This window comes from Flaviflexus salsibiostraticola (assembly GCF_003952265.1).
Lineage (GTDB): Bacteria > Actinomycetota > Actinomycetes > Actinomycetales > Actinomycetaceae > Flaviflexus > Flaviflexus salsibiostraticola.
This window is the reverse complement of the sequence record NZ_CP034438.1, coordinates 1,421,627-1,447,463: the sequence shown is the minus strand read 5'-3', so window position 1 is coordinate 1,447,463 and position 25,837 is coordinate 1,421,627. Positions and strand designations below refer to the sequence as shown.

Genomic DNA, 25,837 nt, shown 5'->3' with positions numbered 1-25,837 from the left:
CGGTATGAGTGAGGGCCCGAAGCAGTGCTTCGGGCCCTCACTCATACCAGTCAGTTCTTGGCTGAGCGATCGTAGAGATCGTTGGACAGGCCAAGGGCGTGGTGGATGAGGTTGACCGGGTGGACAACCTTCGCACCCGAACCCTTGCGGATCTGCCAGCGGCAGGTCTCCGTCTCACAGACGGCGAGCTTCGGGCTCCAGGCCTTGATCTTGTCGAACAGGGGCTGTCCGACAAGCTGGGCGATGTCGTACTTTTCGGCCTTGAGGCCGTAGGTGCCGGCGATGCCGCAGCAGTTCTCGCCCGACTCCTTGACCGTGAGGCCGGGGATCGTCTCGAGAAGGGTGATCGTCGGCAGGCCCATGCCCTGCGTCTTGACCTGGCACGGCTGATGGTAGGTGACCGTGTCGTTGATCTCGCGGAGCTTCGCGGGATCGAGGATGCCGAGCTCGATCTGTTCGTTGAGGAACTCGGACGTCTCCCTCATCCGCGTGCCGACATCGAGAAGGGCCGGGTCGTCGACGCCCATGATGAGGTGCGCCTCGTGCTTGAGCATGCCCGCACACGAGCCGGAGGAGGAGATGATCGTGAGGTCCCGGCCAGCCGAGCGCAGAGCGTTCGACAGCTTGAGCACCGACTTCTTCGCCTCATCGAACAGGCCGTTCGACTGCTGGGCGAGGCCGCAGCAGCCCTGCTTGGGGACGATGACCTCGTAGCCGAGATGCTCGAGCACCTCGACGGTGCGCTTCGAGGTCTCGACCTCGAAGTAGGCGCCGGCGCAGCCGTGGAAGAACACGACGGGGCCCAGCGGGCTCGAGGTCGGCTTCTCCCGCTTCTTCCACCAGCTCATGAACGACTGGGAGGTCGCCACGGGCATGGGGGCGTCACGGTGGATCTTGATCGTCTTCTCAACGACCGTGCGGATCGGCTTCTGCTTGAGCGCCCAGTTCGCGACCGGGGCAACGGGCGTCATGGCCATGCCCATGAGGCTGGTCTGGGTGATGAGGCGATCGCGGATCGGCATCTTGCCCGGTTCCGCCTTCATGACCGCACGGGCCTGCGAGTTGAGCTCGGCGATCTTCACCCCCTGCGGGCAGGCGTACGTGCAGATGCCGCACGAGGAGCAGTAGTCGAGCGAGTGGTCGACCGACTTCTCGTGGCGGTAGCGCTCTGCCTGCGGGCCGACATACTTCGGGCCGGGGAAGAGATCGGTCACGCGGGCGACCGGGCACTGCGTCTCACAGATCGTGCACTTGACGCAGTGATCGAGCGACGCCCTGGCGACCTGATCGGCGGCGAACTGCAGCGGACTCTCGTGTGTGCTTGCCAATGCGTCGATGCTCATTTGGAACCTCCAAGGATTGCGTCGGCAGCCGCCATCGCGGAGCCGAGCGCGATGCCTTCGCCGTTCTTCTCAGTCCACCGGATCGCACCCGCGAGGATGCCGCCGGTGGCGTGCAGGTTAGCGTAGACCGGATCGCCCGAGGCGTCCAGCACACGCATGTCGGAGTCCACCTTGACGCCGACGCGGAACATCGGCTGCGGATCTCCCCAGTAGTCGCCGTGCGTCGGCTCCGGGATATCGGTGCCCACGAGCGGCAGGTTGAAGATCGTCTCAGACATGAGGCCGTACGAGTCGAGCTCGAGCGCCCCCGATTCGAAGCCGCCGGTGGCGAGGACGACGTGATCGGCGGGGATGACCATGTCATGGCCGGCCGAGGCGGCGGTGACCGAGACGATGCGGCCGTTCTCGACGGTGCCGGCGGTGACCGGGGAACCGAGGATCACCTTGACCCGCTTCTCCTTCGCCATGTCCACGAGAACCTGGTTGATCCGCATGCCGGGGATGCCGGGCGGGGGCAGCGGGATCTCGAAGATCGGTGCGCCGATGAGATCCTGCAGATCCCGCCACGCGTCGTGGTTGTTGAGGCCGAGCATGGCGGGCAGGCCGACCGTCTCACCCTCCTTGACGAGCGGCTTGATCTGCGCTGCGAACTGCCTGCGGTACTCGGGCTGGTCGAGCGCCTGTGCGTAGCGCAGCGCCGAGGAGTCGGCCTCGGTGCCGCGGGCCGGGATCGAGAACGAGCCGGGGCGAGCCTCGACCCTGCCGCCGTCGGGCAGATCCGTGCGGGCAAGGTTGCCGGCGATGAGCTGCGGGTAGAAGTCCTTGAGCTGGCGGGGGCCGGCGATGAGGAGCTTCTTACCCGCCTCGCACACACCGTTCGTCATCGACGGCTGGATGTAGGACGTGGGGCGCAAGGCGCCCACCGCGGTGGGGAGGAGGTAGTTCTTCTCGACGGAGCCCTCGAGGAGCCCGCCCAGCAGGCTCGCCAGGTAGTCGACGCCGGCCCGGACCGCGTCCGCGCCGATCGGGGCGTAGGGATGGGCCGGGTCAGACGAGGAGACCTTCTCAACCTCGGCGATCGGGTTGTCGACCCGGTCGGGGCTGTAGCCGAACACGTCGACCGTGCCCTGGCCGAGCTGGAGGCCTCCGATACCCTTCGTCACGAGCGTGACGTCCTGGCCCGCGTCCCTCAGTCGGATCGCGGTGACGAGGCCGGCGATGCCGGCACCGATGACGACGGTTTTCATACGTGAGCCTCCTCGGCCTCGGGCAGGTGATCCATGTCGAGAGTGCCCTGGAAGATCCAGTTGTCGAGGGCGGTCTGACGGACCTGATCGCCATACAGGATCGGCCAGAGCCCGATCCACCTATTCTTCAGGAACCTGCGCAGCAGCTCGGTCACGCGCTCCACGTCGGCCTTGCCGGACTCCTGCATGATGCCGGCGGCGCGGATCGAGCAGAACCCGCCCTGGCACGGGCCCATGCCGAGGCGCAGCTGACGGCGGAGATCATCGAAGGAGGCCATGGGCTGCTCCTCGATGAGCTCTTCGAGCTGGCTGCGGGTCATGAGCTCGCACTCGCAGACGATCTGCTCCTTCTGGAGCTTCTTCTCGGCCTCATCGAGGCGGTGGGTGACGTGGTAGTTCTTCTGGTCCTTCGACCCGGGAACCGCCTCGGTCTCGGTGCGGCACGGCCGGTCATCGCCCAGCTGCTCGACCATGATGTCGACGATGTTCTTCGCCATGAGCCGGTAGGTCGTGAGCTTGCCGCCGGCGATCGTCAGAAGGCCGCTGAGGCCGTCGCGGGACTCGTGGTTGATGATCGACATGCCGCGGGACATGTGGCGGGTGTCCGTCAGGTCAACGCGGCTGTCCTTGACGAGCGGTCGTGCACCCGACCACGAGTGGATCGCCCTCGCCTGGCGGAAGCCGGGGACGAGGACCTCGCCCGAATCCAGCATCTGCTGGACCTCGTTGCGGGGGATCGCGAGTTTGTCGGGATCGTCAACCTTGACGTCGGTTGTGCCGATGATGCAGACGGTGTGGACGGGGACGAGGATGTCGCCGTCGGCGGGGTAGATGCAGCGGTTGACGACCTGGTTGACGAGCCTGTGGTTCATCGCGATCATGATGCCGCGGCCGGGGACGACGTCAACGTCGGGGCACTCCGCCATGCCGGCGATCTGACCGGCCCAGGGGCCGCCCGCGTTGATGACGAACGAGCAGTCGATCTGAATCTCTTCGCCCGTCTTGTGGTCGGTGGCGCGGATGCCGAGGACCTTCTCCCCGTCGCGCATGATGTCGGTGACCTCGTGGTAGGTGAGGATCTGGGCGCCGTACTCCTCGGCGGAGCGCGCCGCACCCCACACCATCTGCCAGCCGTCGACCGTGCCGTCCTTGACCGCGAAGGCGCGCTTCGACTTCGGGTTGAGACGGGGCTCGCGCCGCAGCGCCTCGGCGATCGTGATCTCCTCGTGCGGGACTCCGGTTGCCTGCGCGCCCTTCAGCCAGTCATCGGCGAAGTCGAGCGGGTCATCGGGTCCGACGACGAAGAGTCCGCCGGTCGTCTCGACCGCATCCGCATGGATGCGCTCGATGATGTCGTTCTCCTCCGCGCACTCGGTCGCCGAGTGGGGATCGGACACGACGTAGCGTCCACCGGAGTGGAGAAGGCCGTGGTACCGTCCGGTCGTTCCCTGGCCGAGGTCGGCACGATCGACGAGGATCGTGCGGTACCCGCGCATGGCGACATCACGAACGACGCCAGCTCCTGTAGAGCCGCCGCCGATGACGACGACGTCCGTTTCTAACTTCTTCATGTGGGCTCCCTGGAAAGAAAAAGAGTGCCAATGGTGAACAGCATCATTGGTGACCTTTACAGATTACCCACCGAGCACCCCCGATTCGGGACTTATAGGACGCTTTCCGCCGACGTGCACGTCGGCGCACGGTGTTGCGCACCGAGTTGCACTAATCCGCAGTATCTCGCCGATTTACGCAAGGAGAGCGGTTCGGAAATGGTCCGGGAGAGGAGTCGTACGCGCTCGTGATCGACGGTGGTCGCCGCCGCCTGGACTCCGTATGGCGAGCAGTCGCACACTCCTACCCCATGCCCGGCCCATGCGGCCCCTAGTAGACTGGCCCGGTGACTGAGATTGAGCAGAGTGAAACGACCGCGTCCGAGCAGATGGCGGTGCGCGCCGCGAAGCGCATGAAGATGATCTCCGACGGGATCGACCCCTACCCGGCCGAGCTTCCCGTGACGACGACCATCGCACAGGTCCGAGCGGACCACGAGGGCCTCGAGGCGGGGACCGAGCTCGAGGCGACGGTCGGCATCGCCGGTCGCGTCATGCTCCTGCGCACGTCGGGCAAGCTGTTCTTCGCCACCCTCCAGGACGGCCCCGGGCATCGCATCCAGGTCATGCTCTCGCAGAAGGTCGTCGGCGAGGACGCGATGGCCCGCTTCAAGTCCGATGTCGATCTCGGCGACCACATATTCGTCTCCGGCCACGTCGGCACCTCCCGCCGCGGCGAGCTCTCTGTCTTTGCGCACGAGTGGGCGATGGCATCGAAGGCGCTGCGCCCCCTGCCGAAGACCTACACGAAGGAGGATGGCGAGGAGGTCGGACTGTCGGAGGAGAACCGCGTCCGCATGCGCCACCTCGACCTCATCATGCGCCCCGCGGCGCGGGAGATGATCCGCGTCCGATCCGATGTCATGAAGTCGGTGCGCGCGAACTTCGACGATCGCGGCTACATCGAGATCGAGACCCCGACTCTGCAGCCGCTCCACGGCGGCGCGGCCGCTCGGCCCTTCACAACCCATATCAATGCCTACGATGAGGATCTCTACCTCCGGATCGCGACCGAGCTCTACCTCAAGAGGGCGGTTGTCGGCGGTGTCGACAAGGTGTTCGAGATCGGCAAGAACTTCCGCAACGAGGGGGCCGACTCGACCCACTCACCGGAGTTCACGGCGCTCGAGGCGTACGAGGCCTACGGCACGTACGACACGATGGCCGAGCTGACGAAGAATCTCGTCCAGCGGGCGGCGATGGACGCCTTCGGATCGACGGTCGTCACCCTCGCGGATGGCACCGAGTACGACCTCGGTGGAGAATGGGCGGAACTCGATCTCTACGAGTCCGTCTCTGAGGCCGTCGGCCAGGAGATCCGCGTCGACACGCCCCGCGGCGAGCTGGAGAGGATCGCCGAGCAGCACGGCATCTCCGTCCCGCCCTACGCCGTTGCGGGCAAGATCGTCGAGGATATCTGGGAGGAGCTCGTCGGCGACAGGCTGTGGGCCCCGACCTTCCTGCGTGACTTCCCGGTCGACACGTCTCCCCTCACGAGAGCCCACCGGACGAAGCCCGGCCTCACCGAGAAGTGGGACCTCTACATCCGCGGCGTTGAGACCGCGACCGCCTACTCCGAACTCGCCGATCCCGTCATCCAGCGCGAGCGCCTCATCGCCCAGTCGCTCTCCGCAGCCGACGGTGACCCGGAGGCCATGCAGCTCGATGAGGACTTCATCCAGGCGATGGAGCAGGGCTTCCCGCCCGCGGGTGGCATGGGCATCGGCATCGATCGCCTTCTCCAGGCGCTCACCGGACTCGGCATCCGCGAGACGATCGCCTTCCCCTTCGTCCGCCGCCGCTGAGGATTGCTCAGACCTGTTGGGCCGCCCCACTGGGGCGGCCCAACACGTGTCTCCAGCACTGGCGGCCGTTCAGATATCCGCGCTGATCCCGAAGACGAGGGTCCGATGCTTCGGCAGTCGGAAGCGGCTCGCAGGCCGCGCTGAATTGCGGTAGAGGGCGACGAAGAGGGCCCTCTGCCAGCCGGGCATGAGCCCCGATCCCGTCGGCGTGAACGAGGCCTCGCTCGTCACATACCAGGGGTTCTCGACGGGCGGCAGCAGATGCTGGGCTGCTGCTTCGGCGAGAGCGGCCGGGATGTCGACCTCATCTTTGAACCCATACCGCACGCTCACATCGTCGTACCGGATCGAGTATGTCGAGCGGAACGTCGATCGGGCAGTGAACCGCTCCGTCACGGGGACGTGGGGCTGGTGGAGCGTCTCGATCGAGACGACGACGATCCGCTCGTGGATCGCGCTGAAGGCCCGCGCCGAGGCGAGGAGCGCGATCGATGTCGTGCCGTGGTCGAGGTGGGGATAGACGGCGGTGCCGGGTATGACCGTGAAGCCGGGGGTCCGCAGGAAGCGGTCGCGGTCCTCGACGAGCTTGCCGTATTGGGCGTTGAGGAGCCGACGGCCCCTCCGCCACACGACCATGACGGCGCCGAGGGCGGCGGCGATGATGAGGGGGATCCAGCCGCCCGCCAGGATCTTGATGAGGCCCGAGCCGAAGAAGACGACCTCGATCGATACCGCTGTCGCGACAAAGGCCGCAACCTGCCACCCCCGCCAGCGGCGGACCGTGCGCACGTAGGTGACGAAGAGGATGGAGGTGAGGATGAGTGTCGACGTCACGGCCAACCCGTACGCGTTCGCCAGGGCCGATGAGGACTGGAAGATGATGATGAGGGCGATGACCCCGATGAAGAGGAGCCTGTTGACGGTCGGCAGATAGATCTGGCCGCGCACCCAGCGCGACGTGTGGATCGACCGGATGTGGGGCAGGTAGCCGAGGTGCTCCGCCTGGCGGGTCATCGAGAAGATACCGGAGATGACCGCCTGGGAGGCGATGACGGCGGCGGAGGAGGCGAGGATGACGAGCGGCAGCCGCGTCCACTCCGGTCCCATTGCGAAGAAGGGATTCGCCTCCTGGTCCGGGTTGCCGAGCAGGAGAGCACCCTGGCCGAGGTAGTTGACGGTCAGGCAGGGCAGGACGACGGCGAACCAGGCGAGCTGAATCGGCCGCGGGCCGAAGTGCCCCATGTCCGCGTACAGCGCCTCAGCACCGGTCACGACGAGGACGATCGCGCCGAGGGCGAAGAACGCCGCCACGGGATAGTGGACGATGAAGAGCAGTCCGGTGTGGGGTAGAAGCGCGGTGAGGATCGCCGGGTGCTGGGCGATGTGCGGAACGCCCAGGGCGGCCAGCGTGAGGAACCAGATCAGCATCGTCGGGCCGAAGAGGGAGCCGACCCGGCCCGTGCCGAGGCGCTGCACCGCGAACAGCGCTGCGACGATGAGAACAGAGAGCGGGACGACCAGGCGCTCGAAGGTCGGGTTGATCCCCGAGAGCCCCTCGGTCGCTGACATGACCGAGATGGCGGGAGTGATGATGCCATCGCCGTAGAAGAGGCCCGCGCCGAAGATGGCCGCGCCGACGGCGAAGGGTGCGAATCTCCGGGGGCCGTCCTTGATGACGAGCGCCGACAGGGCAATGATGCCGCCGTCTCCGTCGTTATCGACGGACAGAAGGAGAAGGATGTACTTGACGGCGACGATGATGAGGAGCGACCAGAAGACGAGCGAGATGATGCCGGTGATCGCGTCGGCCGACCGGGGAATGATGTCGTGGGACAGAACCGCATGCATGGCATAGAGCGGGGATGTCCCGATGTCGCCGAAGACGACGCCGAGCGCACCGAGCGCCAGAGGCGCATCGACCCGCATGGGGGTTTTCATGATCGGAAATATACGCCGGTTCCAGTCCCAGGCCCACACCCATACCGTGTGATCTGCGAGCACCGAGCGGCCTCGACACGAACAGGCGGGCGCCAGACCTGCTTCCCGCTTCTCCGGCGAAGGCCAGCGAGCGGGCGCTGTCTCCACCCGATGAAACGACCGCGGGGTAGGATTGCGGCATCAGATCATTGAGGATCCTCAAGGAGTTTTCCATGCGCGCAGCAGTACTGGTCGGTCCGAACCGGCTTGAGATGCAGGACGTCCCCACCCCCACGGCCGGACCGGGTGAGCTCGTTCTCCGAGTCGGAGCCAACACCGTGTGCGGCACCGACGGCAGGATCCTGCGGGGTGAGAAGACGGCCGGCGTCCGCCAGGGCGTCATCATGGGCCACGAATTCTCCGGCTACGTCCACGAGATCGGCGAGGGAGTCGAGGGATACAGCGAGGGCGATCTTGTCGGCGTCATGCCGACCGTGCCCTGCCTGCGCTGCCACTACTGCCTCAACCACCTCGAGCACATGTGCATCAACGCCAAGCTCTTCGGCTACTGGATCGATGGTGGCCTGGCCGAGTACGTGCTCGTCAGCGCCGAGGCGATCGAACGCGGCGCCATCGTCGTCGCCGACCCGGGCGCCGACCCGGCCGAGATCGCGCTCGCGGAGCCGCTCGGCTGCGTCCTCAACGGCGTCGACAACTACGGCATCGACATCGGCGACACCGTCCTCATCATCGGCGCGGGACCGATCGGCCTGCTTCACACGATGGTGGCGAAGCAGCGGGGCGCCTCGCAGATCATCGTCGTCAACCGTTCCCCGGGACGGCTCGAGGTCGCCAAGGAGGTCGGTGCCACGCACACGGTGCTCACCGGCGATGTCGACGTGCCCGAGTACGTCAAGGACCTGACGGGTGGCCTCGGAGCCAACGTCGCCGTTCAGTGCATCGGCGCCCTCGATCTCTTCCAGACAGCCCTGCAGTCCGCCCGCAACGGCGGCCGCGTCAACGCGTTCGCGGGCTTCCCGAAGGGGCAGATGGCGAGCATCGACCCGAACCTCATCCACTACAACGAGCTCACCGTCACGGGCGGCTCGAACATGGGGCGCAACAACTACCGCCGCGCCGTCCAGCTCATCGGCGACGGCTCGATCAACGTCGGCGCACTCCTGACCGAACCGTTCGCGCTGGAGGATGCCGGGGCCGCGATCGAGCACGTGAGCGCGGGCCGAGGAATCAAGACCGCGGTTATCCCCGGCTGATCGACCTTGTCCCTTATGGCTGTGGCCCCGCACCTGCGGGGCCACATTCGTCTCGTCAATGATCGTCCGGCGGAGCCGGCTGCGCGCTGGTTTAAGCTCTTTACGGCCCGGTGTATCGCTGCTTGGCGAGCATCTGGGTGAGCGTCTCGTGCGCTTCGACGATGCTGACGCGCCGGGCGCCCTTCGACTCGAGTCGGCGGTACATCTCCGGCTCGTTCAAGGCGTGGGAGATGCCGCGGCGGAGCAGGGTCGGGGTCGACTTCCGCCCCTCGTCGAGGTCCCGCATGAGCCGGAACCAGAATGTCTGGAGGCGGGGGCGGGAGATGCAGAGGGCGTCCGCGAGAATGCCCTCGCGCTCGGCGACCTCGACGAGCTCGGCCGCGAAGATGCCCTCCGCGAGGAACAGCTGGGAGCCCTGGAGGTGGAGCCGGCGCTCGCCCACCTTCGAGTTCGAGGGGATGTCGTAGATCGGCAGAACCGACTCGCCGACGGTGGCCAGCTCGATGAGCGCGGTCATGGCCGCGTCACGATTCCAGCACTTGGGGGAGTCCCAATCGATGATGCCGTGCTTCATCGGAAGGCCCGGCTGCGTGTCGTCGAAGTAGAAGTCGTCGAGCGCGACGACCGGCAGCCCGGTCCGATTCGTGAACCGGGTCTTCCCCGAACCCGAGGGACCGGTCACGAGGATCACTCGAGCAGACGGCCTGCGCTCTTCGGGAGGGAGCTCGAAGAGGCCATCATCACCGGTCAGATTGATCGTCACGGTCTAACGATAGTCGCTCACCCGCCGTACTCGGCAATAGGCAGTCCCGGCACATCGACGTGGGTGGCGAAGAGCGCACCCGCCTCAGGTTCTGGATCGTCGAGGTTCTCACGAGACGTCGTGATGTAGAGGGTTCGGTAGTCGGGACCGCCGAGGGTGCAGGCGGTGACGAGACGAACGGGGAGCTCGATCTCGGTCAGCACCGCGGCGTCGGGGGAGTAGAGGCGCACCTTGCCATGCCGGTTCATCGCCACCCACACGTTGCCCTCGGAGTCGACTGTCAGGCCATCGGGGCTGGCGCCGTCGGAGTCTGCGAACGGACGGCGGTTGATGAGGCGCTCGTCGATGACGTCGAAGACGTCGGTGCGCCGCAGCTTCGTGTCGTTGTAGTAGGCGAGAGTGCCGTCCGGTGAGAAGGCGATGCCATTCGAGGTCGACACGTGGGGGAGGACCGTCTCGCGCTCGCCGGTCGGGCTGACCCGGTAGAGGGTGGCCGCACCCTCCGTCCGGTCATACGCCATCGACCCGCAGTACAGGTTGCCCCACGGGTCGCAGCCACCCTCGTTGAATCGGAGGTTCGGGTCGCTCCAGAAGTGCGGCTCCGCCACGGGCTCGGAGAAGGCCGAGGTCGCGAGACCGATGGTGTTCTCGAGGCCGACGACGTAACCGCCGCGCGAGCGCGGGCGCACGAAGGCGGCGATCTTGCCGACGTGGAGCCGGTCGACCTCGCCCTGGGCATTGAGTGTCAGGAGGTCGCCTGCGAGCATGTCGACCCAGCGGATACCGCCCCAGGAGCGATGCCAGCAGGGTCCCTCGCCGTGGTAGGCGACGGGGTTGGTGATCTGTTCGGCCTTCATCGGTTCCTCCTCAGGATGGTGGTGATGAGAGTTGCGACAGGATGATCGACGGGGGGCAGGACGGCGTCGACGACGTCGATGAGGTCCTGGGGTGAGTCGGGGGCGGCAAGGGAGATGCCCATCTTGGGCAGCCACGGTGTGTCATTGCCGGAATCTCCGACGCCGAGGCCGGACTCGGCGTCCAGTCCGCGCCGCTCGAGGGCGGTCTCGATGCCCTCCCACTTCGTGATGCCCTCGGGCGGCAGCTCGAGGATGTACGGGTGGCCGCGCAGAACGCCGGGGAACTCCTCTGCGACGCGCGCATGGTACTGATCGATAACAGGGATATCGGCTGCGAACTGCACCTTCGTCACGTGGGTGAGGTCGAGGGTCTCGAGATCGACCATGTGGATCGGCTTGCCCTCGTTGGCGTTAAGGGACACCTCGGGGATGACGAGGGTCTCGACCGTGTCCATATAGATATCGTCGACGAAGTAGACCGCGGGGGTCATGCCGAGTGAGCGCCCGAGGGAGATGAAGCTCTCGACGGTCTCCCGAGGCAGCGGGTGCTCGTCGACGACGTCGCTGCCGTCCCACACCACTCCGCCGCAGTTGGCGATGACCCAGCCCTCCACGCCAGCGCGCTCGAGCAGGCGAACGCCCGCTGAGAGGATGCGGCCCGTCGCCACGGTGATCGGGTACCCGGCATCGTGTGCGGCGCGGAGCGCATCGAGCGTCGGGGGGTGCGTGACGGATTCGTGGTCCGTCAGAGTTCCGTCCACATCGAAGACGAAGTGTTCCGGCTGGCCGGCGGGCCATGGGAGATTGTCGAGATCAAGTATCGGTGTGCTCACACCCCAACCTTAGTGGACAGAGGTGAAACCGGGATGAACAGGTCGCCGGCCTCGCACCCACCCCTGCAACGGGTTGCAGTACGACAAGAGTGTCGCGCGCATTGGTGCACCGCGGTGGGACGGATGCGGAAATTAACATGAATAGTGTTAATCTCTGGTGACGGTGAGACCGTTACATCGGTGTATCGGTTCTTGGACTGGCAAAGGCGCACGAAAGGGGGTCCGCATTGATCATTGATGAAGAACTCTCAACTGAGAGCTCACGTCGAGCGATCGGGGCGGATGACCTCGCATCCAGAGGCGACATGGAGAGGCGGGGCGCTGCGTACGCGCGGCCCGAATCTCATCGGCCTGTGGAAGCACTGCTCACGCGGGTGTTGCGGAGCGCCTTTTCCCCTGAGCGTGATTGCCGTCGTATAACTGGGTTGGGCGGTCATCACCGTCCGCTCATCCAATTCAAAGCGCTGCACGATCTCCCCGCCAAGGACGGCGGACGATCCCGCATCTCCCTGTCAGGGATGCGCGGCGTACTCAGCCCCACAACGTAAAGAGGAATTCAACGTGGAAATTGATCTCTTATGGCTCATTGCCTCGTTCGGCGGCGGCGCCTTCGGCGCAGCCATCGGCGGCCAGACAGCCTTTATCTTCACCGGTCTGCTGTTCCTGGTAGGCCTCGGCAGCTACATGGGCGGCGCTGACGCCGGCGGCTTCATGGGTTCCGTCGTCTTCGGTCCGGTCTTCGGCCCGCACATCGCCTTCCTTGGTGGTGCGGCAGCTGCTGCTTACGGCGCCAAGCGCGGCGTCATGGCCGGCGGCGCAAACGGCCGTGACATCGTCACCCCGCTCGCCGGCATCGGCCGCTCGGACGTCCTCGCAGTCGGCGGCGTCTTCGGCATGCTCGGCTACCTCCTGAACCAGGCCTTCGCGGCGCTGCCGACCTTCTCGGTCAGCAACCCGGACCTGCAGTTCGGCAACGAGGCGATCGGCTGGACCGATACCGTCGCGTTCACGATCATCGTTCTGTCGATCGTGATCCGCTTCATGTTCGGCTCCACCGGCCTCTTCTCGACCAGGGACCACCCGCTTCTCGCCGTCGGCGAGGGCAAGCACTGGGTCGAGCACCAGGAGGGCTGGGGCATCACCGCGATGCACGGCTTCACCTCGGGCCTCATGTCGGCCTTCGCCACGCTCGTCGTCATCATCGGCTTCTTCGATGTCTCCGGCGGCACCATCCAGAACCACGCGTTCCTTATCGGCTGGGCAATCTCGGCCGTCACCCTCGTCTTCCTCTCGGCAGGAATGAAGACTCCGGTCACGCACCACATGACGATCCTTGCCTCGCTCGCCGCGACCAAGTTCGTCCCGGTGCTCGCCGGTACGTCGGTTCCCTCCGAGTGGGACACCACGTCGCTCGCGATCGCAGCCCTCATCGGCGCGGTCTTCGGCATCATCGGCGGTCTCCTCGGTGAGGCGCTGTCGCGTATGACGAACGCCAACGGCGACACCCACATCGACCCCCCGGCGTTCGCGATCTGGGTCGGCACGACCATCATCTTCGCGATCACTGCGGTCGTCGCCTAGGCACCTGCCGGGCAGTCAACCAACCACATAACCCAAGGAATGCAATCCCCATGATCTTCACTTCGCCCGAGACGCTGTATGACGCATACGTCTTTGATATGGACGGAACGATCTATCTCGGTGACCACCTGCTCCCCGGAGCAAAGAGGCTGATTGAGGGATTGCATTCCTCGGGTAAACCAGTTCGATACCTATCGAACAATCCGACGAAGGATCCGGAGCAGTATGCGCAGAAGCTCGACATGCTCGGACTCCCGACTCCCATCGAAGAGATCGCGAACACCGTCGTCACCACGACGCGGTGGCTGAAGAAGCACCATCCTGATGCGACGGTGTTCCCGATCTCCGAAGAGCCGCTCAAGAGGGCGCTGGCGAACGCCGGCATCCGGATGAGCGAGAACCCGGAGGAGATCGACATCGTCATCGCCTCCTACGACCGAACCTTTGAATACCGCAAGCTGCAGATCGCCTTCGACGCGATCTGGTTCCACAAGCGGGCATTCCTCATCACGACCAACCCCGATAAGTTCTGCCCCTTCCCGGGCGGCCGCGGGGAGCCGGATGCCGCAGGCATTGTCGCAGCGATTGAGGCGACGACCGGCACGAAACTCCAGGCGAACATGGGCAAGCCCGAAGGCGCGATGCTCGAAGCCGCGCTGGGCGATCTCGACGTCGACCCTGCGAACTGCATGATGGTGGGCGACAGGCTCGGCACCGACATCGGCATGGCCATCAACACCGGCATGGCCTCCACCCTCGTCCTCACAGGCGACTCCACTCTCGAGGAGGCGCAGGCGCTTCCGGAGAGCCAGCAGCCGACCTTTGTCCTCAACCGCGTCGACCACCTCATCCCCGAGAGCATCCGCTCCGACTGGGGCTGGTCGGACTCTGATTCCTGATTCGGCGGAGACTGAGTTGTCAACTTTCGAGAATAGGAACGCGCTGACCGGCGGTCCCTATGTCATGGGCATCGACTTCGGTACGGAGTCCTGCCGCGTCGGCATCTTCGACCTCGTCGGAGCCCCGGTGGCCTTCGCCGCCACCGCGTACAAGACCACACATCCTGCACCCGGCTGGGCAGAGCAGTCTCCCACCGACTGGTGGGGTGCGCTGGTCGCCTCTGCCCACCGGGTCATGGAGCGCGCTGGTATCCAGCCCCACCAGATCGCGGGCATCTCCTACGATGCGACGACGATGACCGTCCTCGCCCTCGACGAGAATGGCGAGTCCCTTCGACCCGCCATCATGTGGATGGACGTCCGCGCAACCGAGCAGGCCGCTCGCGCGGCCGGAACGGATCTCGGAGCGCACCGCTACACGGGCGGCGGCACGCTGCCCCCGACGGCTGAATGGTTCCCCTTCAAAGCGGCATGGCTGCGTGAGAATGAGCCGGAGACCTACCGGCGGGCCCACCGCATCGTCGACGCACCGGACTGGCTCACGTACCAGCTGACCGGTGAGTGGACCCTCAACATCAACACGGCCGCCCATCGCGCGTACTACGACCGCGACACGGGCGGATGGCCCGTCGAGCTCTACGAGGCGGCAGGCGCAGGTGATGCCTTCGACAAGCTGCCCAGCACGATCAACGACCTCGGCACACCCGTCGGTGGTCTCACGAAGAGGGCCGCGGAGCAGCTCGATCTCATCCCCGGGACCCCGGTGGCGCAGGGCGGCGGCGACGCGTGGCACGGTCAGATCGGCCTCGGCGTACTCCGCCCGGGCAAGATGTCGCTCGTGACCGGCTCGTCGCACGTCATGTCCGGCCAGGCCTCCGATCCCATCTCCGGCCCCGGCTTCTTCGGCGGCTACACCGACGGCGTCGTCCCCGGCCAGTACACGGTCGAGACCTCGCTCGTATCCTCCGGCTCCGTCCTCAAGTGGTTCAAGGACAGCTTCTGCCCGGACATCGAGTCCGCGGCGATGTCGACCGGCCTCAATGTCTACGACATCATGAACCAGCGGTCGGCCAACATTCCGATCGGCTGCGACGGACTCATCATCAACGAGTACTTCCAGGGCAACCGAACGCCTTACTCGGATTCGAAGGCCCGCGGTGTCATCACCGGCCTCTCGCTCTCCCACACTCGCGAGCACATGTACCGCGCCATCCAGGAGGCCGTCTGCTACGGCGTCGAGGCGAACATGCGCAAGCTCGCCGAGGCCGGCTTCGAGGTCACGCAGTTCGTCGCCTGCGGCGGCGCAACGAAGTCGCGGGGCTGGACGCAGATGCACGCGGACGTCACGGGCATCCCGATCACGCTGACCGAGGTCGGCGACGCGGTCACGCTCGGCTCCTGCATCCTCGCCGCAGCCGGCGCGGGCCTGTACGGCTCGGTCGAGGAGGCGGCGGACAACATGGTCCACGAGCGCGAGCACATCGAGCCGGACCTCGCCAGGCATGAGGAGTACCGGTTCTTCGCGGACCAGTACATCGCCCAGTATCCGCTCGTCCAGGAGCACGTACACGCAACTGTCGACTACGTCGACAGCATGCGGTCCAAGTAGCAGAGGCTGTGGTGTCCGCAGCGGGACGGAGGGCGTCGGTGGGTCTCTCGAAGCAGCAGCGCCAAGACGATCTGGCGCAGCTCATCTACTCCCGCGGGGCCATCCGCACCGACGAGCTCATCGAGCTCTTCGACGTGTCGCCCATGACGCTCTACCGGGATCTGGCGACGCTCGAGTCGAAGAGACTCGTCCGGCGATCGCGCGGCGAGGTGTCCGCGCTCGCCTCGTCCCTCTCGGAGACCCCGGTCTCCTTCCGCCTGCTTCAGGAGTCGGAGGCGAAGGACGTCGTGGCGCGTGCGGCGGCCGCCGAGCTGTCTGAGTACTCGTCGATCTTCTTCGACGATTCGACGACCGCCCTCGCGATCGTCGAGTATCTCGACGATGCGACCCAGAGGACGTACATCACGAACTCTCTCGCGGTGGCACGGGCCCTGTCGAAGCGCTCGCTCGGCAAGCTCATCTTCCTCGGCGGAATCTACAACCCGCCGCTCGATGCGTTCTTCGGACCGACGACGACGGCTGAGCTCGAGAACCTCCGCCCGGCCGCGGTCGTCCTCGGGGCCGCCTCTGTTCAGAATCTTGCGGTCTACCATCCGTACGCGGAAGTCGCATCCTTCAAAGCCCTCGCTCTTTCACAGGCCGAGTATTCCCTGCTGGTGACGACCGCATCCAAGTTCACCCGGACGTCACTTCACAAGATGGTCGATATCAGCGAGTTCGACTGTGTCATCGTCGATGACGCAGTGCCCGCGGAGATCGTCGAAGGGCTCAGGGCGGAGACCCGCGTCCTCGTCGCTTAAGCATTAGAACTGCAGAAACATCGGCGCCCGCGGGCGCTGTTGGCTACCGTGTGTAGCAAGGAGAGGAGAATCACATGTCAGAATCACTTATCGACAAGGCGCTCAAGACCGCTGATGAGACGAAGGCCATCGCATTCGGGAAGGACGTGAATAAGGCGACGGGACCCATGTTCGCCGAGCTCTTCCCGGGTCAGAAGGTCCTCGTCGTCGCGGACGAGAACACGTTCGCCGCCGTCGGAGACGAAGTCGTCGCATCTCTCAAGGAGGCTGGGGTCGAGTTCGCGGACGAGCCCTACATCTTCCCGGGCACGCCGACTCTGTACGCCGGCTACGAGAACGTCGAGGTGCTCCGCGAGGTGCTCCGCCCCTACGAGAACACGATCTGTGTCTCGCTCGGCGCAGGAACGCTCAATGACATCGCCAAGCTCGCCTCGGGCGAGCTCGACCGTCACTACGTCAACGTCTGCACGGCCGCCTCGGTCGACGGCTTCGCCGCCTTCGGCGCATCGATCGCCAAGGACGGCTTCAAGATCACCCGGTCCTGCCCGGCACCGCTCGGCCTCGTCGCCGATGTCGACACCATGGTCCAGGCACCGGCGCGGCTGACCGCGACCGGCTACGGCGATCTCATTGAGAAGATCCCCGCGGGCGCCGACTGGATCCTTGCCGACGAGCTCGGCATCGAGCCGATCGACGAGTACGTGTGGAGCCTCGTCCAGGGCCCGCTGCGCGACTCGCTCTCCGACCCGGTCGCCGTGGCGAACGCCGAAGAGGACGCCATCGCCAAGCTCGGCGAGGGCCAGATCATGTCCGGCCTCGCCATGCAGGCGCACAAGTCGTCGCGCCCCGCCTCGGGCGCGGGACACCAGTTCTCCCACACGTGGGAGATGGAGGGGCACGGCCTCGACTGGGAGCCGCCGCTCAGCCACGGCTTCAAGGTCGGCGTCGGCACCGTCGCATCGTGTGCGATCTGGGAGGTCTTCCTCAGCATGGACGTCGAGGACTTCGACGTCGAGAAGGCGCTCCAGCGGGCCAAGACCCCCGAAGAGGTCGAGGCGGATGTCCGTGCGACCCTCAACGAGAACATCCAGGACGAGTCGGTCAAGCACTCGGTCGGGAAGCTCATGTCGGGCGACGCCCTTGCTGAGCGCATCGAGCTCCTCAAGGAGAAGTGGCCGACCATCAAGGAGCGCTGCACCGAGCAGCTGGTCACCGCCCAGGAGGCGATGGACATGCTCAAGGCTGCGGGCGCCCCGCATCACCCCGAGCTCATCAAGGTCGACATGGAGCGCTTCCGCAAGACGCACTTCAAGGCGCAGATGATCAGGCCGCGCTACACGGTCCTCGACATCCTCACCGACCTCGGCATCCTCGACGAGGTTGTTGAGAAGCTCTTCGCTCCGGACGGTTTCTGGGGCCAGCACCCGCACGCGTGATCCACCACCCAGCAAGGACGCTCGACGCCGGTGACGGCCAGAAGCTGCCGCCGGAGTTCGCGCTCCAGGTTCCGGGCGACTACATCGAGGTCCTCGGCACCGCGGTGCCCGGGGCCATCAAGGACGCGGGTGTCGATCCTGCCGACATCGTCGGCATCGGCATCGACGCCACGTCGGCGACCGTCTTCTTCACCGATGCGGACGGCAATGCCCTGTGCGAGCGCGACGAGTTCAAGAACAACCCGCACGCCTACATCAAGCTGTGGAAGCATCACGGCGCCCAGGACCAGGCCGACCGCCTCGTCAAGGCCGCTCAGGACCGCAATGAGGAGTGGCTGCCCCGCTACGGCGGCGTGCTGTCCTCCGAGCTGCTCCTGCCCAAGGCTCTCGAGGTCTTCGAGAAGGCCCCCGAGGTCTACGAGGAGACTGAGTACATCGTCAACCTGCTCGACTGGGTCACCTGGAAGCTGACGGGCGTCCGCGCCTACTCGGCCGGCGACTCGGGCTACAAGCGCATGTACCAGGACGGCGAGTACCCGTCGAAGGACTACCTGGAGTCAGTCGCCCCCGGCTTCGGCGACGTCTTCGAAGAGAAGATGGCGGGTCCGATCCTTCCGCTCGGCGCGAAGGTCGGCGGGCTGACCGATGAGATGGCGGAGCTGACGGGCCTCAAGGCCGGCACCGCCGTCGCAGCGGGCAACATCGACGCCCACGTCGTCGTTGCGGGTGCGAACGCTGTTCGCCCCGGCCAGCTCACCGCAATCCTCGGCACCTCCTCCTGCTACGTCATCAACGGCGAGGACTTCAAGGAGGTCCCCGGTACGTTCGGCATCGTCGATGGCGGCGCCGTCGACGGCTACTGGGGCTTCGAGGGCGGCCAGACCGCGGTCGGCGACATCTTCGGATGGTTCACCGATAACTGCGTCCCCGCCGAGTACGCGCAGAAGGCTGCCCGCAGGGGCATCTCGCTGCACGACTTCCTCGTCGCGAAGGCCGCTGACCAGGAGGTCGGCGAGCATGGCCTCGTCGCACTTGACTGGCACAACGGCAACCGCTCGATCCTCGCCGACGCTCGCCTGTCCGGCCTCATGATCGGCCAGACGCTGACGACCACGCCCGAGGATCAGTACCGCGCACTGCTCGAGGCAACAGCCTTCGGCGCCCGTGTCATCATCGAGAACTTCGAGAAGCACGGTGTCGAGGTCGAGGAGATCGTCGCCGCCGGCGGCCTGCTGAAGAACGCGTTCTACATGCAGCTCATGTCCGACATCACCCGCCGCCCCATCTCGGTCTCCGAGGCGGAGCAGACCGGCGCCCTCGGCTCGGCCGTGTTCGCCGCCGTCGCAGCGGGCATCTACGAGGATGTCTTCAAGGCTGCCGACGCCATGTCCAACGTCCGCAAGCAGGCCTACACGCCTGACGAGGACCGCGCCGCCAAGTACGACGCCCTGTACGAGATCTACCTCGAGCTGCACGACCAGTTCGGCCGCAACGAGAACTCGCCCATGTACAGGCTCAAGGACATCAAGGCGAAGGCGTTCGAGAGCTCGAAATGATCAAGCTGTCTGAACTGCCAAAGGATGTCCAGGAGGCGGTTGCGGCGACGCGGCTGAAGGTGGCGGAGCTCCACGCGGAGCTCCCCGCCAACGGCCTCGTGGTGTGGACGGCCGGGAACGTGTCTGAGCGCGTTCCCGGTGCTGACCTCTTCGTTATCAAGCCCTCCGGGGTGCGCTACGACGAGCTGAGCGCCGACGTCATGGTCGTGTGCACGATGGACGGCGAGAAGATTGAAGACGGCACGCCCGACCATCTCTCGCCCTCGTCCGACACGGCCGCACACGCCTACGTCTACCGGCACATGCCGGAGGTCGGCGGCGTGGTCCACACGCACTCGACCTACGCCACCGCCTTCGCAGCGGTCCACCGGCCGATCCCGTGTGTGCTCACGATGATGGGCGACGAGTTCGGCGGGGAGATCCCCGTCGGTCCGTTCGCGATCATCGGGGATGACTCGATCGGTCGCGGTATCGTCGAGACGCTCAAGGACTCCCGCTCACCCGCGGTCCTCATGGCGAACCACGGTCCCTTCACGATCGGCCGGGACGCTGTCGCGGCGGTCAAGGCCGCCGTCATGGTCGAAGAGGTCGCTCGCACGGTCGCCGCCGCGCAGTCCCTCGGGGATCCCGTCCCGATCGAGCAGAGGCACATCGACTCTCTCTACGATCGCTACCAGAACGTGTACGGACAGAAGAGCTGAAGGAGCAGAGAATGTCCGATCCGCTTGTCATCGCAATAGATTCCTCCACATCCGCCTCCAAGGCAGTCGTCGTCGACACGCAGGGCAGAGTCCTGTCCAGCGGCAAGGCCGACATCGACATGCTCACGCCAGCCATGGACATGTACGAGCATGATCCTGTCCAATGGTGGTCCTCGACCGAGTCCGCCATCCGCCAGGCCTGCGCGGCGCTGGAGGAGAGCGATCGGAAGCGGATCCGGGCTCTCTGCATCACTCATCAGCGCGAATCGTTCGCACTCGTCGATGAGGATGGCGAGGCACTCCGCCCCGCCATCCTCTGGCTCGATGCTCGCGCGGGCGAGCAGATCCGCGAATACGGATCCGACCACATCCACGAGCTGTCGGGCAAGCCGGCTGACACGACTCCGGCGCTCTACAAGATCGCGTGGCTGAAGAAGCACGAGCCGGAGGTCCTTGCAGAGGCCCATCGCCTCGTCGACGTCCACGCGTACCTCGCCCACCGCCTCGTGGGCAGGTGGGTCTCGGCGGTCGGCTCGGCCGACACGCTCAATCTCCTCGACATCGCGAACGTTGACTACAGCGATGAGCTGCTCGACATCGCCGGCGTCACTCGGGAGCAGATGGCGGAGCTGGCACAGCCGGCCTCGGTCATCGACACCATCAAGCCGGAGCTGCTTCACTCGTGGGGTCTGGCAGACGATGTTGTCCTCGTCGCCGGTGTCGGCGACGGTCAGGCGGCAGGACTCGGCACCTCCGCGATCGCCGAGGACGTCGCCTACGTCAACATCGGCACGTCGATCGTCGCGGGTGTCCACGCCTTCGAGTTCGCCTACTCGCCCGCCTACCGGACGCTGCTCGGCGGCATCCCCGGCTCCTTCGTGCTCGAGATCGTCCAGAACTCGGGCTCGGTGCTCGCCAACTGGTTCCGCTCGGAGCTCGGCGACCCGTCGAAGGCCGGAGGTCTTGACGAGGAGCTCGACAGGGCCGCGGCTGAGCTCGAGCCGGGCACCGAGGGGCTGCTGACCGTGCCGTATTGGAACGCGGTCCAGTCCCCGCACTGGGACCCCTTCGCGAAGGGCATCATGGTCGGCTTCGGCACGGCCCACACACGCGCCCACATGTACCGCTCGATCATCGAGGGCATGGCGATGGAGCTGCGGGGCAACCTCGAGCGCGTCCAGAAGTCAACCGGTCGGAGGCTGACGGAGCTTCGTGCCACGGGCGGCGGTTCTCACAACCCGCTGTACCGCAAGATCTTCGCCGATGCGACGGGCCTGCCGCTCGTCGTCTCCGGAGCGGAGGAGGTCAGCGCCCAGGGCGCCGCCATGATGGCGATGGCGGCGATTGGCGCCTACCCCGACGTGCAGTCCGCCTCGGAGGGCATGTCGAGCTTCGTCGACAGGACGGAGCCGGACATGGATGCCTACCACGTGTATGGCGAATGGGCAGAGATCCAGCAGGAGATCTACCCAAAGCTCGCGGACATCTTCACTCGAATCAACGCAAGGAAGTAGAAACATGGCAACAATTGTGATGCTCGGCGCCGGAATCATGGCGACCGCGCTGTCGTTCCCCGCATCGGAGAACGGTCACGACGTCCGCCTGGTGGGAACGTTCCTCGATAGGGAGATCGTCGATTCGATTCAGAACACCGGCGTCCACCCCGATCTCGACCTCAAGGTCAACGACGGTGTCACCGCCTTCCAGTTGGAAGACGCCGAGAAGGCGTTCGAGGGGGCGGACCTCGTCATGTCGGGCGTCAACTCGTTCGGTGTCGAGTGGATCGGCGAGCAGCTCGCCACCCTCATGAAGCCCGGACAGAAGTTCCTCTGCATCACGAAGGGGATGCGGGCGGCCGAGGATGGGACGCTGCAGCTGCTTCCCGACACCATCCGCTCGTACATGACGCCGGAGCTGGCCGAGTCCATCTCGTGGAACGCCATCACCGGCCCATCGATCGCCGGTGAGCTCGCGGTCCACCATGACACGGCCGTCGTCTTCTGCGGACACGACAAGGACGATCTCGAGTGGATCGCCGACCTCTTCCGCACCGACTACTACCACGTGTGGACCTCGACCGACTTCGTCGGCCACGAGACCGGAGCCGCGACGAAGAACATCTACGCATTCGCCGCAGGTTTCGCCGAGGGCCTGCTGAAGAGCCAGGGCAAGGCCGACAACCGGTACGTCATGTACAACTACGGCGCCGCCCTGTTCGCGCAGGGGCAGAAGGAGCTGCGCTCCTTCGTCACCCTCATGGGTGGCAGGCCGGAGTCGGCGGATGGCCTCGGCGGTGTCGGCGACATGTTCGTCACCTCGATGGGCGGCCGCAACGTCAAGGCCGGCACCCTCGTTGGCCAGGGCATCCCCTTCTCGGAGGTGCGCGACCAGCACATGAAGGGCGTGACGCTTGAGGGCGTCGCCGCCATCAAGGTCATCGGCAAGGCGCTCGGCCCGCTCACCGAGCGCGGCGTCATCAAACCCGAGGAGTACCCGCTCTGCCGGTTCCTCTACTCGGTCGTCGAGGAGGATGCGCCGCTTGAGATCCCGTGGGATAAGTTCTTCCACGACCTCACCTGATCACCCTCTGAAGCAGCCCCCTGGTTGGGGGCTGCTTCTGTGTTCGGCGACGATCGCGAAGCGGGCCGCTGGACGCGGGCGGATTCGGCGTCTGACCAGAGTCATCGAGAATGTCCCAGCCTTCGTCGGATTTCCTGGAAAAATCGCAGTTTTAACGTGATAAGCAAGAAGATCGACGTGTTTTAACATACTTTTTTGATGTAAATTGTCGTCCATTCCGTGAAATTGAATTGACATCCTCCGTGCGGTTTGGCGAAGATTGAAGGGCGCTGAGGTTGGGACCTGCACGCGCACCAGGGCCAGCAATGTCGCTTGCCCCGCTCATCAAAGGAGATTGAGACATGGCAGATCTTGTTATCGGTATCGACATCGGCACGGGTTCGACGAAGGGTGTTCTTGCGGATTCGCAGGGCAATGTCATCCACAGCGAAGTCGTCCGCCACGAAACCTCATTCCCGCGGCCGGGCTGGGCCGAACACGATGCCGATGACACGTGGTGGGCGGACGTCGTCGCGATCTGTCGCCGACTCACCACACTCGCGAAGGGCGACGTCGCCGGCCTGTGCATCTCCGGCATCGGCCCCGTCTTCCAGGCGGCCGATGAGCGCGGACAGGCGCTCCGCCCCGCCATTCTCTACGGTGTCGACACCCGCTCCGCCGCCGAGATCGATGAGCTGACCGAGCGCTACGGCTCCGACAAGGTCCTCGAGGTCTGCGGCAACCACATGACCTCGCAGTCGGTGGGCCCGAAGATCGAATGGGTCAAGAGGAACGAGCCCGAGGTCTGGGAGCGCACCCGCCGCTTCCTCATGGCACACACCTACTGCGTCTTCCACCTGACCGGGGAGTACGTGCTCGACCACCTGTCGGCCTCCATGTGCGAGCCGCTCTACTCGCCGTTCACGAACGACTGGGTTGAGGAGTGGGTCGAGGACATCTGCGGCGATCTGCCCATGCCGACGCTCAAGTGGTCGAACGAGGTCGCCGGTCACATCACCGACAACGCGGCCCGGATCACCGGCCTGCGCCCCGGCACCCCGGTGTCGGTCGGCTCGATCGACGCCTTCGTCGAGGCCCTCTCCGTCGGCGTTTCTCAGCCCGGCCAGGTCATGCTCATGTATGGCTCGACCATGGTCGCCGTCCAGATCTCCGACAAGGCCCTCGTCGCACCCTCGCTGTGGTCGAACGCCGGCCTGCTGGCCGGCACGTCCAACGTCTCCGGCGGCATGTCGACGACCGGCTCGCTCACGACGTGGGTGGCCGACCTGACCGGCAAGGACTACGACGAGCTCTCGCAGCTCGCCGCCGAGTCCACGCCCGGCTGCAATGGCCTTCTCATGCTTCCCTACTTCTCCGGTGAGCGCTCGCCGATCGCGGATCCGAACGCCCGCGGCGTCCTGGCAGGCCTCAACCTCACGCACTCCCATGGAGACATCTACCGCTCCACGCTCGAGGCGACCGGATACGGCTCCCGCCACCTGCTCGATTCGATCAAGGAGTCGGGCGGCGAGGCATCGGAGTACTGGGCCGTCGGCGGCGGCACGACCGGTGGCCTCTGGCCCCAGATCATGTCGGACATCATCGGCATCAAGCAGTACATCCCGAAGGTGACGATCGGCGCCTCGTACGGCGACGCGCTCATGGCGGCGATGACCGCAGGCCTCGTCGACGTCGGCACGACGTGGAACTCGGCCGAGCGCGAGGTCGAACCGAACCTCGACAACCACGAGATCTACTCTGAGATGTACAGGCTCTACCTCGACCTGTACCCGGCGACGGCTGACATCAGCCACAGGCTCGCCGACATTCAGGCGCGCTGACACAGGTGGGTGCGGAAGAGCGGCGGCCGTTCTTCCGCACCCGTTTCGCGCACCGGCACAGCGGACCGCTCCGCCGTGCCGATTCGGCCGCCGCCCGCCACATCGAAGGAGATCTCATGAAAGCAGCAGTATTCGCAGGACCCGGAAAGCTCGAGCTGAGGGATATCGACAAGCCCGTCGCCGGCGAGGGCGAGATCGTCCTCAAGGTCGGCGCCAACACCGTCTGCGGGACGGATGGCCGCATCCTCCGCGGCGAGAAGTCGAAGGGCATCGATGTCGGCGTCGTTCTCGGACACGAGATCGCAGGCTATGTCTCCGAGGTGGGCGCCGGCGTCGAGGGCTTCGAGGTCGGTGACCTCGTCGGTGTCCTGCCGACCGTGCCGTGCCTCGCCTGCTTCTACTGCGTGCGCGGCTCAGAGCACCTGTGCACCGATTCGAAGATCTTCGGCTACCGGATCAACGGCGGGCTCGCCGAGTACGTCCTCATCCCGCGTGAGGCGATGGAGCGGGGCGGCGTCTACCGTGCGGCACCCCACCTGACGCCTGCCGAGGTTGCGCTGGCCGAGCCGCTCGGCTGCGTGCTCAACGGCGCCGAGAACTACCGCACGGAGGTGGGCGACACCGTCCTCATCCAGGGGGCCGGCCCGATTGGGCTCCTTCACGCCCAGGTCAACAGGCTGCTCGGTGCGGAGAAGGTCATCGTCTCCGACCCGTCCGAGAGCCGGAGGGCCGTTGCGGAGTCCATGGGGGCAACGCACACGGTCAATCCGCTCGAACAGGATCTGACCGAGTTCGTCCAGGGTCTGACCGAGGGTCGCGGCGCCGACGTTGTCATCATCTGCATCGGCCGCGGGGAACTCGTCAACCAGGCGCTCCAGGCTGCCCGTAAGGGAGGCCGCGTCAACGCGTTCGCCGGATTCTCGAAGGACGCGCTGGCCGAGATCGATCCGAACCTCGTTCACTACGGCGAGCTCATCGTGACGGGTGCGTCGAACGCCGGTCGTGCGAGCCACGAGAAGGCTCTCCAGCTCATCGGCGCGGGCCTCATCGACGTCAAGTCGCTCCACACCCATACCTACAGCCTTGACGATGTCGTCGCAGGCATCGAATTCGCACAGTCGGGCGAGGGTATCAAGGTCGCCATCATCCCCGACTGATCCACACGTGCCCGAGGATTCGGCTTGGGACTCGGCCCCAGGCCACACC

General features: G+C 65.7%; 20 protein-coding genes. 13 read left to right on the top strand and 7 right to left on the bottom strand.

Annotation, left to right across the window (positions count from 1 at the left end):
• Positions 1-50: 50 nt before the first annotated feature.
• Genes EJO69_RS06670 through glpA form a run of 3 tightly spaced genes read right to left on the bottom strand, consistent with a single transcriptional unit; the run spans position 51 to position 4,161 of the window.
• On the bottom strand, positions 51-1,343 hold the full coding sequence (locus EJO69_RS06670) for an anaerobic glycerol-3-phosphate dehydrogenase subunit C (RefSeq protein ID WP_126040419.1): 1,293 nt from the start codon (positions 1,341-1,343) through the stop codon (positions 51-53).
• Positions 1,340-2,590: a glycerol-3-phosphate dehydrogenase subunit GlpB gene (gene glpB / locus EJO69_RS06665; protein ID WP_126040417.1), complete on the bottom strand. Its 1,251-nt coding sequence runs from the start codon at positions 2,588-2,590 to the stop codon at positions 1,340-1,342. The genes EJO69_RS06670 and glpB overlap by 4 nt, the downstream gene beginning before the upstream one ends.
• Positions 2,587-4,161: an anaerobic glycerol-3-phosphate dehydrogenase subunit GlpA gene (glpA, locus tag EJO69_RS06660; RefSeq protein ID WP_126040415.1), complete on the bottom strand. Its 1,575-nt coding sequence runs from the start codon at positions 4,159-4,161 to the stop codon at positions 2,587-2,589. Before glpA ends, glpB begins: the two co-directional genes overlap by 4 nt.
• Positions 4,162-4,529: 368 nt before the next feature.
• Between glpA and lysS the strand changes: the two genes are divergently transcribed.
• The gene (gene lysS, locus EJO69_RS06655; protein ID WP_126042405.1) at positions 4,530-6,005 is read left to right on the top strand and encodes a lysine--tRNA ligase; all 1,476 of its coding nucleotides are present in this window, start codon (positions 4,530-4,532) and stop codon (positions 6,003-6,005) included.
• Between the two features lie 69 nt (positions 6,006-6,074).
• On the opposite strand, the gene EJO69_RS06650 is transcribed toward lysS, so the two are convergent.
• Positions 6,075-7,943 carry a potassium transporter Kup gene (locus tag EJO69_RS06650; protein WP_126040413.1) on the bottom strand — a complete coding sequence of 623 codons (1,869 nt, stop codon included), beginning with the start codon at positions 7,941-7,943 and terminating at the stop codon, positions 6,075-6,077.
• 212 nt (positions 7,944-8,155) lie between these two features.
• On the opposite strand from EJO69_RS06650, the gene EJO69_RS06645 reads away from it, so the two are divergent.
• The gene (locus EJO69_RS06645) at positions 8,156-9,196 is read left to right on the top strand and encodes a zinc-binding dehydrogenase (RefSeq protein WP_126040411.1); all 1,041 of its coding nucleotides are present in this window, start codon (positions 8,156-8,158) and stop codon (positions 9,194-9,196) included.
• A gap of 100 nt (positions 9,197-9,296) precedes the next feature.
• Here EJO69_RS06645 and EJO69_RS06640 read toward each other — a convergent pair whose 3' ends face one another.
• The 3 genes from EJO69_RS06640 to EJO69_RS06630 are packed head-to-tail and all read right to left on the bottom strand — an operon-like array spanning position 9,297 to position 11,649.
• A complete protein-coding gene (locus EJO69_RS06640) occupies positions 9,297-9,959 on the bottom strand; it encodes an ATP-binding protein (protein ID WP_245993520.1) in 663 nt (220 codons plus the stop codon).
• Positions 9,960-9,976: 17 nt separating this feature from the next.
• Positions 9,977-10,816 (bottom strand): SMP-30/gluconolactonase/LRE family protein, encoded by an 840-nt coding sequence (locus EJO69_RS06635; protein ID WP_126040409.1) that lies wholly within the window; start codon positions 10,814-10,816, stop codon positions 9,977-9,979.
• Complete coding sequence (locus EJO69_RS06630) at positions 10,813-11,649, bottom strand: HAD-IIB family hydrolase (protein ID WP_126040406.1); 837 nt, start codon at positions 11,647-11,649, stop codon at positions 10,813-10,815. Before EJO69_RS06630 ends, EJO69_RS06635 begins: the two co-directional genes overlap by 4 nt.
• A gap of 561 nt (positions 11,650-12,210) precedes the next feature.
• Between EJO69_RS06630 and EJO69_RS06625 the strand changes: the two genes are divergently transcribed.
• The 11 genes from EJO69_RS06625 to EJO69_RS06575 all read left to right on the top strand — a co-directional run bounded on the left by EJO69_RS06625 (position 12,211) and on the right by EJO69_RS06575 (position 25,788).
• Complete coding sequence (locus tag EJO69_RS06625) at positions 12,211-13,230, top strand: DUF7973 family transport facilitator (protein ID WP_126040405.1); 1,020 nt, start codon at positions 12,211-12,213, stop codon at positions 13,228-13,230.
• A gap of 50 nt (positions 13,231-13,280) precedes the next feature.
• Positions 13,281-14,129, top strand: a complete 849-nt coding sequence (locus EJO69_RS06620; RefSeq protein WP_126040403.1) for an HAD-IIA family hydrolase — start codon at positions 13,281-13,283, stop codon at positions 14,127-14,129.
• Between the two features lie 64 nt (positions 14,130-14,193).
• Positions 14,194-15,738 carry an FGGY-family carbohydrate kinase gene (locus EJO69_RS06615; protein WP_126042401.1) on the top strand — a complete coding sequence of 515 codons (1,545 nt, stop codon included), beginning with the start codon at positions 14,194-14,196 and terminating at the stop codon, positions 15,736-15,738.
• A 38-nt stretch (positions 15,739-15,776) separates the two neighbouring features.
• Positions 15,777-16,538, top strand: a complete 762-nt coding sequence (locus EJO69_RS06610; protein WP_164519891.1) for a DeoR/GlpR family DNA-binding transcription regulator — start codon at positions 15,777-15,779, stop codon at positions 16,536-16,538.
• Between the two features lie 74 nt (positions 16,539-16,612).
• Positions 16,613-17,974, top strand: coding sequence for an iron-containing alcohol dehydrogenase (locus tag EJO69_RS06605; RefSeq protein WP_126040399.1), 1,362 nt, complete (start codon positions 16,613-16,615; stop codon positions 17,972-17,974).
• Positions 17,971-19,530 (top strand): ribulokinase, encoded by a 1,560-nt coding sequence (locus EJO69_RS06600; protein WP_245993517.1) that lies wholly within the window; start codon positions 17,971-17,973, stop codon positions 19,528-19,530. Before EJO69_RS06605 ends, EJO69_RS06600 begins: the two co-directional genes overlap by 4 nt.
• Positions 19,527-20,231, top strand: coding sequence for an L-ribulose-5-phosphate 4-epimerase (locus EJO69_RS06595; protein ID WP_126040395.1), 705 nt, complete (start codon positions 19,527-19,529; stop codon positions 20,229-20,231). The genes EJO69_RS06600 and EJO69_RS06595 overlap by 4 nt, the downstream gene beginning before the upstream one ends.
• Before the next feature lie 11 nt (positions 20,232-20,242).
• Positions 20,243-21,745 (top strand): xylulokinase, encoded by a 1,503-nt coding sequence (locus EJO69_RS06590; protein ID WP_126040393.1) that lies wholly within the window; start codon positions 20,243-20,245, stop codon positions 21,743-21,745.
• A 4-nt stretch (positions 21,746-21,749) separates the two neighbouring features.
• Entirely contained in the window at positions 21,750-22,811 is a 1,062-nt protein-coding gene (locus EJO69_RS06585; RefSeq protein WP_126040391.1) for an NAD(P)H-dependent glycerol-3-phosphate dehydrogenase, read from the top strand.
• A gap of 341 nt (positions 22,812-23,152) precedes the next feature.
• Positions 23,153-24,631, top strand: a complete 1,479-nt coding sequence (locus tag EJO69_RS06580; RefSeq protein WP_126040389.1) for an FGGY-family carbohydrate kinase — start codon at positions 23,153-23,155, stop codon at positions 24,629-24,631.
• A 116-nt stretch (positions 24,632-24,747) separates the two neighbouring features.
• Positions 24,748-25,788: a zinc-binding dehydrogenase gene (locus tag EJO69_RS06575; RefSeq protein ID WP_126040387.1), complete on the top strand. Its 1,041-nt coding sequence runs from the start codon at positions 24,748-24,750 to the stop codon at positions 25,786-25,788.
• The last annotated feature ends 49 nt before the right edge of the window (positions 25,789-25,837 follow it).

Bases quoted from the DNA above. Each gene is read 5' to 3' on its own strand.
- EJO69_RS06580 (WP_126040389.1), top strand. From the start codon at position 23,153: ATGGCAGATCTTGTTATCGGTATCGACATCGGCACGGGTTCGACGAAG.
- EJO69_RS06590 (WP_126040393.1), top strand. From the start codon at position 20,243: ATGTCCGATCCGCTTGTCATCGCAATAGATTCCTCCACATCCGCCTCC.
- EJO69_RS06645 (WP_126040411.1), top strand. From the start codon at position 8,156: ATGCGCGCAGCAGTACTGGTCGGTCCGAACCGGCTTGAGATGCAGGAC.
- EJO69_RS06650 (WP_126040413.1), bottom strand. From the start codon at position 7,943: ATGAAAACCCCCATGCGGGTCGATGCGCCTCTGGCGCTCGGTGCGCTC.
- EJO69_RS06670 (WP_126040419.1), bottom strand. From the start codon at position 1,343: ATGAGCATCGACGCATTGGCAAGCACACACGAGAGTCCGCTGCAGTTC.
- glpB (WP_126040417.1), bottom strand. From the start codon at position 2,590: ATGAAAACCGTCGTCATCGGTGCCGGCATCGCCGGCCTCGTCACCGCG.
- EJO69_RS06595 (WP_126040395.1), top strand. From the start codon at position 19,527: ATGATCAAGCTGTCTGAACTGCCAAAGGATGTCCAGGAGGCGGTTGCG.
- lysS (WP_126042405.1), top strand. From the start codon at position 4,530: ATGGCGGTGCGCGCCGCGAAGCGCATGAAGATGATCTCCGACGGGATC.
- EJO69_RS06635 (WP_126040409.1), bottom strand. From the start codon at position 10,816: ATGAAGGCCGAACAGATCACCAACCCCGTCGCCTACCACGGCGAGGGA.
- EJO69_RS06605 (WP_126040399.1), top strand. From the start codon at position 16,613: ATGTCAGAATCACTTATCGACAAGGCGCTCAAGACCGCTGATGAGACG.
- EJO69_RS06620 (WP_126040403.1), top strand. From the start codon at position 13,281: ATGATCTTCACTTCGCCCGAGACGCTGTATGACGCATACGTCTTTGAT.
- glpA (WP_126040415.1), bottom strand. From the start codon at position 4,161: ATGAAGAAGTTAGAAACGGACGTCGTCGTCATCGGCGGCGGCTCTACA.
- EJO69_RS06575 (WP_126040387.1), top strand. From the start codon at position 24,748: ATGAAAGCAGCAGTATTCGCAGGACCCGGAAAGCTCGAGCTGAGGGAT.
- EJO69_RS06615 (WP_126042401.1), top strand. From the start codon at position 14,194: ATGGGCATCGACTTCGGTACGGAGTCCTGCCGCGTCGGCATCTTCGAC.
- EJO69_RS06585 (WP_126040391.1), top strand. From the start codon at position 21,750: ATGGCAACAATTGTGATGCTCGGCGCCGGAATCATGGCGACCGCGCTG.